This window comes from Chromobacterium rhizoryzae, assembly GCF_020544465.1.
Classification (GTDB): domain Bacteria; phylum Pseudomonadota; class Gammaproteobacteria; order Burkholderiales; family Chromobacteriaceae; genus Chromobacterium.
In genome coordinates this window covers 5,116,082-5,129,385 of record NZ_CP066126.1, presented here as the reverse complement: position 1 = coordinate 5,129,385, position 13,304 = coordinate 5,116,082, and the positions used below count along the sequence as shown (strand labels likewise).

At 64.8% G+C, this 13,304-nt stretch carries 12 protein-coding genes; 5 read left to right on the top strand and 7 right to left on the bottom strand.

What is annotated here, in order from left to right; translation table 11 throughout:
- Positions 1 to 224 precede the first annotated feature (224 nt).
- Positions 225 to 1,214, top strand: coding sequence for a phage tail protein (locus JC616_RS23475; protein ID WP_107801242.1), 990 nt, complete (start codon positions 225 to 227; stop codon positions 1,212 to 1,214).
- Between the two features lie 10 nt (positions 1,215 to 1,224).
- Entirely contained in the window at positions 1,225 to 1,809 is a 585-nt protein-coding gene (locus JC616_RS23470) for a tail fiber assembly protein (protein WP_227105755.1), read from the top strand.
- 209 nt (positions 1,810 to 2,018) lie between these two features.
- Here the strand turns inward: JC616_RS23470 and JC616_RS23465 are convergent, their stop codons facing one another.
- The 3 genes from JC616_RS23465 to JC616_RS23455 form a co-directional block, all read right to left on the bottom strand.
- Entirely contained in the window at positions 2,019 to 2,666 is a 648-nt protein-coding gene (locus JC616_RS23465; protein WP_227105753.1) for an alanyl-tRNA editing protein, read from the bottom strand.
- Positions 2,663 to 3,115 carry a GNAT family N-acetyltransferase gene (locus JC616_RS23460; RefSeq protein WP_107801239.1) on the bottom strand — a complete coding sequence of 151 codons (453 nt, stop codon included), beginning with the start codon at positions 3,113 to 3,115 and terminating at the stop codon, positions 2,663 to 2,665. Before JC616_RS23460 ends, JC616_RS23465 begins: the two co-directional genes overlap by 4 nt.
- Before the next feature lie 234 nt (positions 3,116 to 3,349).
- Entirely contained in the window at positions 3,350 to 4,834 is a 1,485-nt protein-coding gene (locus JC616_RS23455; RefSeq protein WP_227105751.1) for a C69 family dipeptidase, read from the bottom strand.
- A gap of 450 nt (positions 4,835 to 5,284) precedes the next feature.
- Between JC616_RS23455 and JC616_RS23450 the strand changes: the two genes are divergently transcribed.
- Positions 5,285 to 5,584, top strand: coding sequence for a superinfection immunity protein (locus JC616_RS23450; RefSeq protein WP_107801237.1), 300 nt, complete (start codon positions 5,285 to 5,287; stop codon positions 5,582 to 5,584).
- Positions 5,585 to 5,924: 340 nt separating this feature from the next.
- On the top strand, positions 5,925 to 7,118 hold the full coding sequence (locus tag JC616_RS23445) for an amino acid aminotransferase (protein WP_227105749.1): 1,194 nt from the start codon (positions 5,925 to 5,927) through the stop codon (positions 7,116 to 7,118).
- 421 nt (positions 7,119 to 7,539) lie between these two features.
- Here JC616_RS23445 and JC616_RS23440 read toward each other — a convergent pair whose 3' ends face one another.
- Entirely contained in the window at positions 7,540 to 8,367 is an 828-nt protein-coding gene (locus tag JC616_RS23440) for a LysR family transcriptional regulator (protein ID WP_227105747.1), read from the bottom strand.
- A 115-nt stretch (positions 8,368 to 8,482) separates the two neighbouring features.
- On the opposite strand from JC616_RS23440, the gene JC616_RS23435 reads away from it, so the two are divergent.
- Positions 8,483 to 9,205 (top strand): SDR family oxidoreductase, encoded by a 723-nt coding sequence (locus tag JC616_RS23435; RefSeq protein WP_227105745.1) that lies wholly within the window; start codon positions 8,483 to 8,485, stop codon positions 9,203 to 9,205.
- Positions 9,206 to 9,251: 46 nt separating this feature from the next.
- On the opposite strand, the gene JC616_RS23430 is transcribed toward JC616_RS23435, so the two are convergent.
- The 3 genes from JC616_RS23430 to betT all read right to left on the bottom strand — a co-directional run bounded on the left by JC616_RS23430 (position 9,252) and on the right by betT (position 13,273).
- On the bottom strand, positions 9,252 to 10,016 hold the full coding sequence (locus tag JC616_RS23430) for a DeoR/GlpR family DNA-binding transcription regulator (protein WP_107801233.1): 765 nt from the start codon (positions 10,014 to 10,016) through the stop codon (positions 9,252 to 9,254).
- A 58-nt stretch (positions 10,017 to 10,074) separates the two neighbouring features.
- On the bottom strand, positions 10,075 to 11,169 hold the full coding sequence (locus JC616_RS23425) for an NAD(P)/FAD-dependent oxidoreductase (RefSeq protein ID WP_227105743.1): 1,095 nt from the start codon (positions 11,167 to 11,169) through the stop codon (positions 10,075 to 10,077).
- A 79-nt stretch (positions 11,170 to 11,248) separates the two neighbouring features.
- Positions 11,249 to 13,273, bottom strand: a complete 2,025-nt coding sequence (gene betT / locus JC616_RS23420) for a choline BCCT transporter BetT (RefSeq protein WP_227105740.1) — start codon at positions 13,271 to 13,273, stop codon at positions 11,249 to 11,251.
- Between the last annotated feature and the right edge of the window lie 31 nt (positions 13,274 to 13,304).

Genomic DNA, 13,304 nt, shown 5'->3' with positions numbered 1-13,304 from the left:
CTTGGAAAACGGTGGCTTCGGCCGCCGTTTTGCTTTGTGGCTGCGCTCCAAGCTACTGACATCCGTCCACTGCTGACGCGCGTCGCTTCCCGGCAAAATCACTGTATTGATTCACTAGCGAAGCAGGTCAGCGGGTGGTTTACGGACCACCCTACCGGCCCGGAGTCCGCCCCAAGCCGCCAGCCCGGCCAGCGGGCCAACCCTGTAAATGGAGCGAGAGCGCGATGCAAAACACCATGAAGCCGATCAACAGCCCGGATGGCCTATTCCACGACGGCAACCCTTACACCGGCGAATTGGGCACGGTGGTGACCTCGGAGTGGTTGAACAATGTCCAGTCCGCCGCCCAGTCCAGCCAGGACGAGCTGTTGACGGTGATACGCGACAGCGGCCAGAGCGCTGATCCGGCACGCAAGGACCAGTTGTTGCAGGCGCTGAAGAAGCTGACCTGGGGCGGCAATAGCAAGCCGACCACGCTGGCCGGCTACGGCATCACCGATGCTTTGCCGCTGAGCGGCGGCAAGATGAATGGCCGGGTGGATTTTCAGCCCAATTCTCGTTTCCTGGCCGAGGGCGGCAAGGAAGGCGGCCAGCTGCAATTGCAAGCGCCGCAAAGCGACAGCAAGCTCAGCGACGTGAATATCGATGTCTGGGGCAACCAGTTCCGCGTGTTCAACAACGATGGCGTCAAGTCTCGTGGTTTTTACGTGGACCTGACCCAGTGCGAGGACGGCCCTATCACCAATCTGCTGACCATGTCCGGCGCGCCGGGCCTGGTAGGGCATTTCGCGATGCCTTATACGCCGCCTGGTTGGTTGAAGTGCGACGGCTCTCCGGTCAGTCGCAGCACTTACCCCGGTTTGTTTGCCGTGATTGGAACCTCTTATGGTGCCGGAGATGGCTCGACGACGTTCAATCTGCCTGATTTGCGTGGGGAGTTTGTGCGAGGGTGGGATGATGGGCGCCGTGTTGATCCGGGCCGTGCGCTGGGGAGTGCTCAGGCCGGGACTGTCGGGCCTCATGTCCACACAATCATACGCCCAAACGATGGAGGTGCATTGGCGCTTACTCCTGGCTCGGGCGGTGGCGCCTGGGCATACGGCAGAGAGATGTTGTCATCTGATCAAATGACACTCGTAACGGGCGCAAACAGTGGCATTGGCGTTGAAACCCGTCCCCGCAACGTAGCCCTTCTCGCCTGCATCAAATACTAAGGAAACCGCCATGCAAGAACGCAAACAGAAAACCGTCTACGCCTACCATCCGGAATCCGGCGAGTATCTGGGCACCACTACGGCGGATCTATCGCCGCTGGATGTTGAGGAAACTTGGTTGATTCCGGCCAATGCCACCGAGCAGCAACCCCCGCAGGCGGGGGACAAGCAAGCGGCGGTCTACCGCGACGGCGGCTGGCTGCTGGTGGTGGATTTTCGCGCGCTCAAGCTGTGGAGCAAGGCCAGCGCGCAGCCGGTGACGGCGCAAATCGGCGACACGCCGGACAGCTTGCAGGCCACCGAGCTGGAACCGCCGCCTTTCGCGGTGTGGAACAAGAAAGCCTGGAAAGTAGACGCCGATGCGCAGCGTGTGGCGCTAACGGCGCAGGCGCAGCAGGAGTTGCAGCAGCGTTTGGCGATTGCCTATGCTCAGCGCCGGCCTTTGGAGGATGCGCAGGAACTGGGGCTGGCGACGACGCAGGAGCAGGGCTTGTTGACGGCGTGGAAGCGTTACTGCGTCGAGTTGTCGCGCCTGCCGCAGCAGATCGCGTGGCCGCAGTTGGCCGAGGCGGATTGGCCGAAGCAGCCTGCCTGAGCGTTTGCAGATTGCCGTTTCACGTGAAACCACCCGCGCCGGGCATGCCCGCGCGGGTTTTTCTTAAAGCCTATTCAAAGTCTCGCGGGCAAGAGCGAGACAAGGCGAAAACGGCTGAGAAAGCGGAATGTACACGTGCTACATGAGCATTTCGAAGGTGTACTCATCGCGCCGCTACTCACGTAGCGCAGCAGACATTGAACAGGCTCTTATGGCCGCGCCAGCGTGATCTCCACCCTCTCTTTGCCCTGGCCCACGTTCTTGCGTTTGAGCTTCAGTTCGCCCACTTCGCCGCTGCGGCGCAAATGGGTGCCGCCGCAGGGTACGCGGTAGAGGCCGGGCAGTTCCCAGTAGCGGCGCTGGTTTGCTTCGTCGGAATAGGCGCTGACGATGGCGAGATCGGCGTCTATCAGCGCCTGCACTTTGGCGGCGATGGCGGGCAATAGCGGGGTGATGGGCCGGGCCAGCGCAAAATCGATGCGCGCCTTGTCCTCCGCGATGTGGGCGCCTATCTTTGCCGCGTCGGGCAGCTCGCGGCAAATGGTTTCCAGCACCAGCTCCGCGGCGAAGTGCAGCCGCATCAGCCGGTAGCGGCGCGGCCAGTCTATCGCCACCGTCACCGCGTCGCCGGCGCCAAGGCCGTGATCGTCCGCCAGGGTGTAGGCGATGTCCTGGTCCTGTTTTTCCGCGCGCAGCACCGGACGGCCGGCTATGTTGCCGCTGTCGCTTTCCTGGCCGCCGGAGAAGGCGTAGAAGAGGGTGGCGTCCAGCCAGACCCGCGAGCCGTCCACGTGCGCCACCGTGGTGTGCAGCTCGGTCTGGTAGGGGTCGACCCAGAACTGTTTGCGCACGCTCATGCCGCGCTTCCGGGATTCGCGGCCAGCCGCTGGTAGATGTCGGCGTCTCTTTTTTCCATCATCCATTCCGGCCGGGACAGCGGGCTGAAGCCGAACTGCGCGTACAGGCCGTGAGCGTCGGCGGTGGCCAGCAGCATGCGGCGCAGGTTCTGCAGGCCGGGATGGCTGTCGATCGCCGCCATCAATTGCTTGGACACGCCTTGGCCGCGCCAGGCTTCGACCACGAACACGTCGGCCAGATAGGCGAAGGTGGCGTAGTCGGTGATCACGCGGGCGAAGCCTATCTGCTCGCCGTCGGCGGCGTAGGCGCCGAAGCACAGCGAATGGTCGAGCGAGCGCTCGAAGATGTCGCGCGGCAGTTGGCGTGCCCAGTAGGATTGCTCCGACAGGTAGCGGTAGACGCGTTCGCGGTCCAGCCGCGCGGGATCGGTGTCGATGTGGAGGGTCATGGCGCAGCCAGCCGGGCGAGGGGGATGCCATCAAAGATAACACGCCCGGACTGGCGGGAGCGGCCGGGTTTGCCCGCGCCGCTCCTGGCTGCTAGCCGCTTAGAACCTGTTTACGATCTGCTGCGTGGCCACGGTGAGTACCCGCTCAAAATGCTCATGTACCACCTGTACATTCCGCTTTGTCGCTCGTTTCCGCCTTGTCTCGCCTTAGCTCGCGAGATCGTAAACACGTTCTTATAGGTTTTTGATTTTTTCCAGCTCCTCCGGGCTGTATTTCTTCTCGCTGGCCTTGGTCAGGTCGGTCAGCAGGCCGGCGTGCACGTCGCGCGCCGATTGCACCGCGCTCAGCATATTGCCGCCGCTCCACTGGCCGGCAAAGCCGACCGCGGTTTGCGGCTGACTGGCGTAGAGACTGGTCAGCATGGCGTCCACCGCCGGCTGCTGGCTTTGGAACTGCCGCTCCAGCCGCGCCTGCCATTGCGCCAGCACCGGCAGATACTTGTCCGGCTTGGTCTGGGCCAGCGTGGCGTTGGCGCGGAAGGCCCAGTAGGCGGAGCCGCTCTCGTAATTGGCCGCGCCGGCGCGCAGCGGCGCGGGGATGTCCTTCATCGCGTTCTCGTACATCGGCACCAGCACCGCGCCGGCCGGGCTGCCGAAGGATTGCCAGGTCAGCGCCGCCAATTCCTTGGGCAGGCCGGCGCGCAGCTGGATGACGTGGGTTTCTATGGTGCGGTCCACGCCCATCGGCCGGTCCGCGTCCTTCTGTTTGGCCAGCGCGGTGCCGTGGAAGGTGGCGCGCAGCACCTTGGCCACGTCGGCCACCGCGATCTTGTGTTCCGGCTTCAGCGTCAGCGGGTATTGCGCCTGCCGCGTGGCCTGGCGCAGCGCCGGGTTCAGCAGATGCTGGCCCAGCCATTCGCGGTCCACATTGTATTTGTCGCCGGTGACGCCGAAGGCCTGGGCGAAGTTGAAGCGCTTGGCGTCCACCTTGGCCAGCAGCTGGTGTTTGGCGGTGAACTCGGCCAGGCCGGGGCTGGCGATCACATTGGCGCGGTCGGCGAGGTCGATGTCGTGCAGGCGCAGGCCGTTGGCCACCATCAAATAGCTGTCCTGCGGCACGCGATAGGCCAGCCAGTGGTGGCCGGAGCCGATTTCCATATACCAGGCTTCGTTCGGATCGGCGATCAGCACGCCATTGCCTTCGCCGGCGCCGTATTGGCTCAGATAGCGGCCCAGCAGTTCCACGCCTTCGCGCGCGGTCTTGGCCTGCGGCAGAATCAGCGAGGGGATCACCGCCTCCACCACGCCGCTGTCCAGCAGCGGGTCCGCTTTCTTGGCGCGGGCGTTGATCTCCGCGCTATTGGTGGCGGATACCGCCACATTGAATTCATTGACGCCGCGTTCCTCGTACAGACCGTCGCCGCCGGCGCTGTCGCCGTTCCAGTCCATCAGGCCGCTGTAGCGGTAGAACTGTGCCGGCGCCGGCACTTTCAGGCCGTTCTTGAAGCTCAGCGTCTCATCCTTGGCCGCCGCGCGCGCCGGATGCAGCACCAGGCGCTTGTTCCAGTTATTGATGTAATAATCTTCGTTGCGGGCGATGATGATGGAGCCATCGGCGGAGGCCTGTTTGCCGACGATCAGCGATGAGCAGGCGTCGGCAAGCGGGGCGGCCAGCGCAAGGGCGGTGGCCAGGGCAAGCAGGGTAGGGCGCGGCGTCATGATGCATTCCTCTTCTCTGGGAGCGTGTTTACGATCTAGCGAGCTCAGGCGAGACAAGGCGAAAACGGCTGAGAAAGCGCAGTGTACAAACGGTACATGAGCATTTCGAAGCGGTACTCACCGTGTGACGTCTCACGACGCGCAGCAGATCGCAAACAGGTTCTGAGCGGTCAGTCGCGGTGCGAGACGGCTCATGTTGGCCGCGCGCTAAGCGTGCGGCGGTTGGCGGTGAGGGCAAGTGGATTGTAGGCAGATGGTTCGCATTAGTTGAAATGGGAATCCCATGCTTGCCTGATGCATATCAATCTTGCGCTGTTTGGTAAAAATGTGGCGCAAACTGTCTGATTTATGCAATTGCTTTTGCCATATTGGCGCAAGACTGATTAAGCTTGGCATTTCATTGTGGCGGCGGCTGATGGCGCCGTCGCGGCGAGAACGGATTAGGAAGATATGAAGATTTTGACGATGGCGCGCAAGCTGTTCTTCACGGTGCTGGCGGCGGCGCTGGCCTTGTGGGCTTACGGCGCTTACAGCGGCGAGCCGCAGTGGCAGCAATGGGCGATGTATCTGGGCAATGCGCTGGCCTTGGGCGGCGCTTATCTGGTGCCGACCTTGACCGCCGCCTTGGTGGGCAGCCCGCGGCTGAAGCTGGTGGCGGCGCTGAATGTGCTGGGCGGCTGGCTGATCCTGCCGTGGATCGCGGCGATGATGCTGGCGCTGAAGCGCGACGATCTGGCGTCCGGGTCCTGAATCCGTCTGGCACAATACTCTATCTTTACCGCCCCGTCAGAGGGCGGCGTAAGAAGCTGTTTACGATCTGCTGCGCGTCGTGAGACGTGGCACGGTGAATACCGTCTCGAAATGCTCATGTACCACTCGTACATTCCGCTTTCCCAGCGGTTTTCGCCTGGTCTCGCCTGAGCTCGCGAGATCGTAAACACGTTCTAAGAGCGGCTAACAAACATGGGTTTCACGCCTGAGGCATGGCGCGCCGTTGAGTACGGCAAGTCGGTCCAACGCAGCATCAGGGGTTTGTTAACCGTTCTAAACGGCTGCACGAGGCGATACCACACTACTCAAGGAGAAACACATGTTTCAGCACGTCGACGCCTACGCCGGCGATCCCATCCTGTCGCTGGTCGACGCCTTCGGCAAGGATGCGCGCGGCGACAAGGTCAACCTCAGCATCGGACTGTATTACGACGAGCAGGGCCGCATTCCGCGCCTGAACGCGGTGCAGCAGGCTGAGGCCAAGCTGGCGGCCCAGCCGGCCCAGCCTTGCACTTATCTGCCGATGGACGGCCTGCCGGCCTACCGCAAGGCGGTGCAGGAGCTGTTGTTCGGCGAGGGACATCCGGCGCTGGCCGCCGGCCGCGTCGCCACCATCCAGACCCTGGGCGGCTCCGGCGCGCTGAAAGTGGGCGCGGACTTCCTCAAGCGCTATTTCCCCGACGCCCAGGTGTGGGTCAGCGATCCGACCTGGGACAACCACGTGGCCATCTTCGAAGGCGCCGGCATCGCGGTCAATCGCTACCCCTATTTCGATCCGCAAACCCGCGGCGTGGACTTCGCGGCGATGCTGGACACGCTGGAAACCCTGCCCGCCGGCAGCATCCTGCTGCTGCATCCGTGTTGCCACAACCCCACCGGCTCGGATCTGGACAATGCGCAGTGGGATCAGGTGGTGGCGCTGGCCAAGCGCAAGCAGCTGATTCCCTTCATGGACATCGCCTACCAGGGTTTCGGCGCCGGCTTGGAAGAGGACGCCTACGCCATCCGCGCGATGGCCGACGCCGGTGTGTCCTTCCTGGTCAGCAACTCCTTCTCCAAGATCTTCTCGCTGTACGGCGAGCGCTGCGGCGGCCTGTCGGTGGTATGCCCGAGCCAGGCCGAGGCGGAGCTGGTGTTGGGCCAGCTCAAGGCCACGGTGCGCCGCAACTACTCCAATCCGCCCACCACCGGCGCGCGCTTGATCGCCACCGTGCTGGGCGACGCCGAGCTGAAAGCGCTGTGGGTGTCCGAGGTGAACGAGATGCGCGGCCGCATCCTGGAGATGCGCGGCATTCTGGTGGAGGTGCTGAAGCAGGCGCTGCCGGAGCAGGACTTCGCCTATCTGGTCCATCAGCGCGGCATGTTCAGCTACACCGGCTTCAGCCAGGCCCAGGTGGACGCCCTGCGTGAGCGTTTCGGTGTCTATCTGGTGGGCACCGGCCGCATGTGCGTGGCCGGCTTGACCCGCGCCAATGCGCCTTATGTGGCCAAGGCTTTCGCCGCGGTGCAGTAAGAACCTGTTTACGATCTGCTGCGCGTCGTGAAATGTGACACGGTGAGTGCGGCTTCGAAATGCTCATGTACCACGTGTACATTCCGCTTTCTCGGCTGTTTTTGCCTTGTCTCGCTCTAGCTCGCGAGATCGTAAACAGGTTCTAAGAACCTGTTCAAAGCCTGCTGCGCGTCGGCGATACGGCGTTGAAAACGGCATTCAGAATGCTCATGTACCACACGTACATTCCGCTTCTTCAGCCGTTTTCGCCTTGTCTCGCCCTTGCTCGCGAGACTTTGAACAGGTTCTAAGACCAAGCGCGGCTGACAAAACCGCTGATGCCGTGTTGCGCCGGCTTGCCGTACTCAAGGCACTGCCTACGTCGGCGCGTCTTGCCTCAGCCGTAAACCTGAGCTTTGTCAGCCGCTGTTAAAACAGGTCCTCAGCCGCCGGCCAGGCCTTGTTTCAAACGGGCCAGCGCCGGCTTGGCCAAGGCGTCCGGCGCGTAGCACAGGCCGACGCGGCGGCTGAGTTCCGCCTGTTCCAGCTGCACGCAGCGCAGCTCGGGGTGGTCCTTGGCCAGCCCCTGCGGGACGAAGGCGACGCCGGCGCCGGCCGCGGCCAGCGTCGCCGCCTGTTGCAGGGTGGCGCAGCGCGCCGCCACCGCCAGTTCCCGCGCCGCCTCGCCCAACAGGCTGGCGAAGCGCTGGTGCGACGGATGGTCCGGGCAGGCGATCAGGTCCTGGCCCAGCAGTTGTCCCGGCCGTAGCAGCGGCTGTCCCGCCAGCGGCGCGTCGGCGCACATCGCCAGCACATAATCTTCTTCCCACAGCGGCAGGAACAGCTCGTCCTCGCAACGATTGGCCTCCTCGTCCAGCCGCGCGTCGCCGGCGCAGCCCGCCGCCAGTTCCAGCAGCAAGCCGTCCACAGCGCGGTAGGCCGCCGCCAACACGCGCGCCACGTCGGCCTGGCCCAGGTCCGCCGCCACTCCCAGCGTCAGCGGAAGGCAGTCCTGCCGGCTGCGAAACAGCTGTGTCAGGCTGTCGGCTTCTTCCACCAGCCGCCGCGCCGCCGGGTACAGCAGCCGGGCGGCGTCGGTCACTTCCACCCCGCGCGGCTGACGCTGGAACAGCGCGGCCCCCAGCTGTTCTTCCAGTTGCCGGATGGTGGCGGACAGCGCAGGCTGGCTCAGGTAGAGACGCGCCGAGGCCTGGGTGATGTTGCGCTCTTCGAATACGGCGATGAAGGCTTTGAGTGAGCGGATATCCATAAATTAAACCGATGGCAGCAAGTGGAATAAACGATTTTTCGTGGAATCGTCAGCGAATTATAGTGCTGCTCAAGGATTTGATATCAGTTATTTCTATTGCTAAAGGAGAAGTTCCATGAGTAAGGCTCTCATTGTCATCACCGGCGCCAGCTCCGGCATCGGCGCCGCCACCGCCCGTTTGTTGTCGCAACAAGGCCATCCGCTCTTGCTATTGGCGCGTCGGGTGGAGCGGCTGGAAGCGCTGGCCTTGCCCAATACCTTGTGCCGCGCGGTGGACGTGACCGACCGCGCCCAGCTGGCCGCCGCGGTGGCGGAGGCGGAGGGCCGCTTCGGGCCGGTGGACGCCATCGTCAACAACGCCGGCGTGATGTTGCTGGGACAGATGGCCGAGCAGGCGCCGGAGGAGTGGAAAACCATGTTCGACGTCAATGTGCACGGCCTGCTCAACGGCATCCACACGGTGCTGGGCGGCATGGTGGAGCGCAAGCGCGGCACGGTGATCAATATCAGCTCGGTGGCCGGGCGCAAGACCTTCCCCAACCATGTGGCCTATTGCGGCACCAAGTTCGCGGTGCACGCGATGTCTGAGAATCTGCGCGAGGAAGTGGCGGACCACGGCGTGCGGGTGGTGACGATAGCGCCGGGCGCGGTGGACACCGAGTTGCTGTCGCATACCAGCAGCGAGGCGATCAAGGCCGGTTACGAAGCCTGGAAACAGGAGATGGGCGGCGTGTTGGCGGCGGAAGACGTAGCCAGCGCCATCGTCTACGCCTATCAGCAGCCGCAGAATGTGTGCATTCGCGAGATCGTGCTGGCGGCGACGCGGCAGCAGCCCTGAGACGCGGCGCAAGGCGGACGGACCTTGAGCGGGCTCCGAGGCCGGCTCAGTCCGCCACGTACAATTGGGTATCCGCCTCCCGCATCAGCTCGACGACGGCGGGCGGCGGCGGCTGGTCGGTGAACAGCGCGTCGATCTGCGACAGATGGCCCAGCTCCACCAGCGCCGGGCGGTCGAACTTGCTGTGGTCGGCGGCCAGGAAGACATGGCGGGATTGCTGGATGATGGCCTCGGCGCTGCGCACCTCGCGGTAGTCGTAATCGCGCAGCGTGCCGTCCAGCTCGATGCTGGAAATGCCGATGATGCCGTAATCGACGCGGAACTGGCGGATCAGCTGCACCGTGGCCTCGCCGGTGATGCCGCGGTCGCGTTTGCGCAGCATGCCGCCCAGCACGATGACTTCGCAGTCCGGGTAGTCGCACATGGTGTCCGCCACGTGCAGATTATTGGTGATCACCCGCAGGCCGCGGTGCTGGTGCAGCGCCTTGGCCACTTCCTCGGTGGTGGTGCCCAGATTGATGAACAGCGAAGCGTTGTCCGGGATGTGGCGGGCCAGGCATTCGGCGATGCGGCGCTTTTCGTCTATGCACAGCACCTGCCGCGCCTGGTAGGCGACGTTCTCCACGCTGGACAGCACGCTGGCGCCGCCGTGATAGCGTTGCAGCAACTGATGCTCGGCCAGCAGCGCGATGTCGCGGCGTATGGTCTGCCGGGTGACGGAAAAATGTTCGGCCAGCTTTTCCACGCTGACGTAGCTGTCGCGTTTGACCATGGCCAGCAATTCCTGCTGGCGTTGATTCAGAATGAGCATAGACTGCGAGGCGGCGGGTTGGGACGGTTCGATTGTAAGCGGACAACTCGTCCCGGCGCTATGCCGTCAGCGTCGCCGCCGCGTATTCGGCCAGCGCCAGGCTGGCGGTGAGGCCGGGGGATTCGATGCCGTAGAGTTGGAGCAGGCCGGGCACGCCGTGTTGCGCCGGCCCCTGGATCAGGAAGTCCGCGTCCGGCGCGCCGGGGCCGGCGATCTTGGGGCGGATGCCGGCGTAGGCCGGCGCCAGCGCCTGTTCCGGCAGCGTCGGCCACCAGCGGCGGACGCCGGCGTGGAAGCGCTCCGCGCGCGCCGGGTCCACTTGGTAGTCGATGGCGTCCACCCATTCCAGGTCCGGGCCGAAGCGCGCCTGGCCGGCCAGGTCCAGCGTCAGATGCGTGCCCAGGCCGCCGGCCTCGGGCAGCGGGTAGATCAGGCGCTGGAACGGCGAGCGGCCTTGCAGCGCGAAATAGACGCCGCGCGCGTAATAGGGCGTGGGAATGGTTTCACGTGGAACGCCGGCAATGCTGGCCGCCGCCCGCGGCGCCCACGCGCCGGCGGCGTTGACCGTCAGCCCTGCGCGTAGCCGCATGCCGGCGATGTTCAGCTCCAAACCGTCGCCGCTCACGCGGCCGTCTTGCAGCGGGGAGTTCAAGGCCAGCGTCGCGCCGTGGGCCTCGGCGTCGGCCAGCAGGGCCAGCATCAGGCCGTGGCTGTCTATGATGCCGGTGGACGGCGACAACAGCGCGGCGCGGGCCTGCAAGGCCGGCTCCAGCGCCTGAAGCTGTTCCGCGTCCAGCCAGCGCAGATCATCGACGCCGTTGGCGGCGGCGCGCTGTTGCAAGGCTTGCAGCCGCGGCAGTTCGGCCTCGTTTGCGGCGACGACTAGCTTGCCGCAGCGCCGGTGGGCAATCGCGCGCTGGGCGCAGTAGTCGTACAGCCGCCGGCGGCCGGCCACGCAGAGCCGCGCTTTCAGGCTGCCGGGCGGATAGTAGAGCCCGGCGTGGATCACTTCGCTGTTGCGGCTGGACGCATGCTGGCCGATGGCGCTTTCCGCTTCCACGATGAGGACTTCGCGGCCGGCCATCGCCAGCTGCCGCGCCACGGCCAGGCCGATCACGCCGGCGCCTATCACCACGCATTCCACGGTTTCCATCGCGCTTCCCATCATGCCGGATTGAATAGCGCATGGTGCGACGCCGCGACGGCGGCGTCCAGCCCGGCGGCGCGGAGGCCTATGAGGCGGCGGACTGCGCTTGCCGGCTGAGGTGGAGGTAGTGCAGATGCCGTTCGTACTGGTCCAGGATGTCGGCGATGATCTGTTCCTTGTGGTAGCCCCACAGGCTGTAGCCCTGGCTGCCGTCCTGCAAGTGCACTTCCAGTCGGCAGTAATGGCCGGGCGCGGCGCGGATGGCGAAGGAGGGCGTGGCCGCCATGGCGGCCTGGATGCGGTAGCGGAAGGCGGCGTCGCCGTCGCCGGCGATGAGCAGGCCCAGCCGCGGCAGGCCGGTCTGCGGGTCTGTTTCCTGTTCCAGCCGCGCCTTGGCGCCGCGCTGGCGCAGCGCGGCGCAAACCTCGCGCAAGGCCGGGAGGCAGCTGTGTTCCAGCATGGTCCGGGTCTGGTCCGCGTCCGGATAGCTCATCGCCCGGCTCAGCCGTTGCTGCCAGTTCAGCCGCGGATCGGAGTGGGCGTAGGTGCGGCCGGACAGCGAGCCGGCCAGGCTGGCCTGGCGGCTGTCTTCGCGCATGCCTTCGCGCCGCAGCGCCTTGTACAAGCCGGCCATGATGAAGAACATCACGAAAGAGAAGGGCAAGCCCATGATGATGGTGGCGTTCTGCAGCGTGGGCACGCCGCCCACCATCAGCATGGACAGCGTCAGGATGCCGATGGCCAGCGACCAGAAAATGCGCAGCCACTTGGGCGCGTCGCTGGCCGGGTCCTTGAGAATGGAGGTGAAGTTGCCCAGCACCAGCGCGCCGGAGTCGGCCGAGGTGACGTAGAACAGCAGACCGGTGACGGTGGCGAGCAGGGCGCTGAAACCGGTCCACGGGTATTGCGCCAGCAGCGAATAGAACGCCCGTTCCGGCGTCTCCATCGCGGTCTTGCCGAAGCTCTGGTTGCCGGCCAGCACCAGGTCCAGCGCGCTGTTGCCGAAGATGGAAATCCAGATCAAGGTGAACACGAAGGGGATGACCAGGGTGCCGATGATGAATTGGCGCAGGGTGCGGCCGCGCGAGATGCGCGCCAGGAACAGGCCGACGAAGGGCGCCCAGGCCACCCACCAGGCCCAGAAGAACAGAGTCCAGGCGTTCAGCCAGTCCACCGGGCGCTGGAAGGCGAAGGTGTTCAGGGTCATGCCGGCGAAGCCGTTCAGGTAGTCTCCCACGTTCAGCACCAGGCCGTTGAGCAGGAACACGGTATTGCCGCTGAACAGCACGAACAGAATCAGCAGGATGGCCAGCAGCACGTTCAATTCCGATAGCCGGCGGATGCCCTTGTCCACGCCGGAGACCACGGACAGGGTGGCCATCGCCACCGACAGCAGGATCAGCAAGGCTTGCGCCAGCACGCCTTCCGGAATGTCGAACATGAAGCGCAGGCCGTAGTTGAGCTGCACCACGCCTATGCCCAGCGAGGTGGCGATGCCGAAGATGGTGCCGAGCACGGCGGCGATGTCGACGCCGTGGCCGAGCGCGCCGTGGATGCGACGGCCGAAGATGGGATAGAGGGCCGAGCGGATGCTGAGCGGCAATTGATGGCGATAGCTGAAATAGCCCAGGGCCATGCCCATCAACGCGTACATCGACCAGCCGGTGATGCCGTAGTGGAACAGGGTCCAGGACATGGCCTGGCGCGCGGCGGCGTGGGTGCCGGGCGCGCCCTCGGGCGGGGCCAGCAGGTGGGTGACCGGTTCGGCCACCGAGAAAAACATCAGGTCGATGCCGATGCCGGCGGCGAACAGCATCGCGCCCCAGGTGAACAGGCTGTATTCCGGCCGCGAATGGGCCGGTCCCAGCTTGATGCTGCCAAAGCGGGAACAGGCGATGACCAGGACGAACAAGACATAGAGCGTGGCGGCCAGGAAGTAGTACCAGCCAAAGCCCTCGGTGATCCAGCCCAGCACCTGGGCCATGACGCGGGCGGCGGCGTCGGCGTCCAGCATCGCCCACAGCGCCAGCGCCAGAATGCAGCTGGACGAACCGAGGAACACTGCGCGGTTGAGGCGGTCTGTCGCCCCGGTTTCCGGTAATGCAGCCATGTAGGGGTCTCCCGATGCTGACGCAAGGAAA